The sequence below is a fragment of the Gluconobacter oxydans genome, from assembly GCF_006539685.1.
GTDB lineage: Bacteria > Pseudomonadota > Alphaproteobacteria > Acetobacterales > Acetobacteraceae > Gluconobacter > Gluconobacter oxydans.
Genome location: NZ_BJNM01000066.1, coordinates 1 through 3,768, shown reverse-complemented (window position 1 = coordinate 3,768; position 3,768 = coordinate 1). Strand labels below are relative to the sequence as shown.

General features: G+C 38.7%; 2 protein-coding genes. Both read right to left on the bottom strand.

Annotated features, from left to right (window positions below; translation table 11 throughout):
* Positions 1–27: 27 nt before the first annotated feature.
* Positions 28–1,137: a tetratricopeptide repeat protein gene (locus tag GOX01_RS12290; RefSeq protein ID WP_131973956.1), complete on the bottom strand. Its 1,110-nt coding sequence runs from the start codon at positions 1,135–1,137 to the stop codon at positions 28–30.
* A gap of 15 nt (positions 1,138–1,152) precedes the next feature.
* Entirely contained in the window at positions 1,153–3,687 is a 2,535-nt protein-coding gene (locus GOX01_RS12285) for a beta strand repeat-containing protein (RefSeq protein WP_131973955.1), read from the bottom strand.
* Positions 3,688–3,768 lie beyond the last annotated feature (81 nt).

Here is a 3,768-nt window from a genome sequence, read left to right as displayed (position 1 = left end):
ACGCGAGGCTTTGGATTGAATCTTTTGTCAACGCGACCTAGATAAGTTTTTATTTTCCATTGTAAGCATAATTAATTTTGCCTCTTCTACATAAGGTTCATATTTTCCACTATTTATTATTTCTCTTAGCCACGCTTTTGCTTCATGAATTTCTATTTTAGAATATTTTCCAATCATTATCATACGTGAGATATGAAGCATAGTGCCAACATGCCCCATCGTAATAGCCTTCATATACCAGCTAATGCCTATCTCATCCGAAATATCCGGGCATCCCATCGTGATCCAATCTCCAAGAGTGGCTGCAGCATCCGAATAGCCAGCATCTGCTGCCTTGCGTAACCAAGCCTCAGCGTTTAGACCGTCTCGATCAGCTTTTAAAAGGAAGACGCCGTAGCGGAACCAAGCTTCAGGTATCTGGGCCTCGGCTGCACATTTCAAGTGTTGCCTAAAATTTGTGGAACTCTTAGGAAAGATACCTTGTTCCATAGCTTTCGCCATCAAAAGATGGTATTTCCCATTTTGGTTTTCTGTCTGGGGGGCTGCCCTAGATAGCCAGTACATAGTAGAGTTTCTTGCTCTCCCTTTTGAATACGCAGCTCTCTCATCATCTTGAAGACAACGTTCCGCCAGCTCTATCATCGCCCATGATTGATTATTATTGGCTGCCTCATGTAGTATAGTAATAGCATAATCCGTATTTTCGCCCGCTCGCATATAAAGTAGGCGAAGACGGAGATGTTTAGCAGCATCATCTCCTAGATCCTGTCCATACTTACAAAACTTGATGGCCGCATCAAGTCCAGCTGGAATATCTCCAATAGAAATTTTGGGCAATCCTGGAACAAAGTTTAGAGATTCAGATTCAATATTTTGGGTGATCAAGGCTAAACGAGCCCGCCAGTACCATGCCGGAACATCTCCCAAATCTGTCGCTTTTTTTAACCAATAGTGAGCTGACTCGATAGAAAATATGCCTCCGCCAAAAGAGCCAGTTAGATAACCAGCTCCAAGGTAACGGCAAGCTTCGGGAAGATTGGCCTTAGCTGCATTATGTATGGCAGCATACTTCTTCTTCGGTAGAAGTTTTCCTCGGATGGCTTGCTTATAGCGATATATAATCAGAGGATGTAACATTGAAATTATTTTTATTTATTGTGATGAGGTATAGATTTGAATGGCATTATTTCCTATATTATTTACACCTATGTCTAGTACGCCATTAATTACAACAGTGGAGTTAGAATTATCGAATGTCAAAATACTTGATCCATTTTTTTCTGTTATTGTATATCCATTTTGATCAGATAGACCTGTTAGGATAATTTTATCATTAATTGAAGTAAAATCATTCAAAGTTATACTCGAAAATCCCGTAACATTACCCTGAATATCTACATTTCCTTTCGCAACGCCCCCGCTATAGGCTCCAAGGTTAGCATCGAGTGATCCACCAAAAACGAAGATTTGTGCATCTTCAAGACCAGAGTTGAAAATGGTATTTCCATCTTGAATGATATCCTTGATAGAGCCACTGGCCGTTGAGGCTGAAGCATTAATAACAGTATTTGGAATACTTGACCAAATTTCTTGATACCCAGAACCTCCATTAATGTATTCAATACTTTCTTCAGAAGAAGAAGAAATAATTAACTGACTTCCTGTGCTTTCGGATCCACCATTTATGGTCAAGTTTATGCCACAATTGAAAATAGTTTGGCTACCCGATCCTGCGGTGATATTTACGTTGGCTGCACTTGTAGGATCAGCTCCAACCTGAAGGCCAACGAATGTCTGAATTCCAGCGCCTCCCGTGATATTCATATTTCCGCCTTGGGACACTAGAACGTCGTTGGCCGAAAGTGAGGTACTACCATTAACGTTTGTCATACCGGCATTTGACCAGACAGTGACCATCTCTGTATTGAGATTGACATTAGCCGTTCCACCCTGAACATCAACGTATGCAGATTGGATGTCACCTTTGTTCTGAGCAAACACGTCCCCCCCGAAAGCCGGCGCATCCGATGCATTGAAGATAGTGTCTTGGGATCCCGTCCAGATTTCTTGATCCCCCCCACCATTTACTGTAAGAATTCCAGTACTAACAATATTACTTGAAACTATTACTTGATAACCACCCCCTGAATTCCAAATAGTATCATTATTGTTCCCAGTAAAAATAATTGACTTGCCATCAGATTTTGATAAAATATTGTATTCTGCATTTGATCCTGTAGATATTCTTGTATTTATCGGAGAATTTATATCAATATTTACAGTGCCTAAGTTTATTGAGTAATAACCATCTGATGATGAATTAATACTGTATATACTTCCTGAATTGTTGTTTTGAGAAGTCAGGCTCGAAAAAGTTCCTGAAACATTTAGATTCGAATCTCCATCGATCGTAGCAGACCCGCCTTGGCCAACAATTGTTGTTTCTGGGCCATTTGCATGAATAGTAGCTATAGTTCCAGATCCAATTGTTATACTATCAGAACCGAGACTTGTAACTGTTTGTTGTTTGTTGGATGAATTTTTAGTCCCAGCATTCAAGACAATATTTGTTTCTCCATCAGATGGAGTTGTAGTTGATACTTGATTGTCTTCCATATCCAATCCAGAAATGGATTGTATCTTTTGGCTATTTTCTGAATATTTTATGTTGGAAGAAAGATCTTGCGTAATCGATATATTATTGACGTCCATAGTCGCACTAGAATTGGACGGCTGGACAGAACCTAGGTTACCAGATTCTCCTCCTACATATGAACCGGTAAGAACCCAATTCGAGAGATCTTGATAATAAGAAGCATTTTTTGGATCTTGCTTAGAAAGCATATAAATTATTTTATCAAGCTCAGCATTAAGATTTATTGATACTTTATAAAAATCAGATGTTTCTCCTGAGAATGCATCTACCTCACTATTGTAGTTATATTGCATATTACTCAATGAAAATGATGATGATAGTAATGATAAATCTCCTGCGTTATAAACTTTCCCTCCGGAATTGGCCCCATTTAATGATGAGTAGCCGGCTTCGACTGTTTCGACGCCACGCGAATCATAAACAACAGATTGCATAAATATCCCTAATTGAGGGACTCCAGAAATATTTTTGACTGTATTAAAATTTACGGTAAAATTATTACCAAATGATACAATCCCTGTATTTCCAGTTACGTTAGTAATTCTCTCGTTGGCAGTAAAATTAATCTGGTGATTGAATGTAACACTTAGCCCGAGATTTTTGTAGCTTTGTATATTTACGTCATTAAGGGTTCCTCCCTGTACTTGTATCGCATAAGTATATCCGGAAAGATTTTTCCCTTCTGTACTCGAGTCTGAAGCTTCAGAAGAATTATAAATGGACAAACTGGAATTGCCATAACTGTCGTTAGCGCTACCCTGTTGCCAGGTCGCAATTGGTGTTCCCAACACGTCATCTTGGAATTCTGCACTGTTTAATATGGGATTTGTCGGATCAAAATAAGATCCAGAGCACCATTGAGTAACGTCCCAGTCTTCATTAAAATCACCTGGAAGATTGGGAATTCCTTTCTGATATTGCTCAACTCCATTGACTACTTCACCATTATTGAATCTGATATTCGGGCCAAATTCGCTAGGATTTTGCAAAACATCAATGATATTTTCATTATTAGAAGAATTTTCGCTCATTTTTACTTAATCCATCAAGTTTAATCCTAATCTATGGGAATAAATCTTATAAAAAGTTAAAATCACAGAAAATCTTGTTAG

Coding starts and splice junctions, on each gene's coding strand:
- GOX01_RS12285 (WP_131973955.1), bottom strand. CDS start 3,687: ATGAGCGAAAATTCTTCTAATAATGAAAATATCATTGATGTTTTGCAA.
- GOX01_RS12290 (WP_131973956.1), bottom strand. CDS start 1,137: ATGTTACATCCTCTGATTATATATCGCTATAAGCAAGCCATCCGAGGA.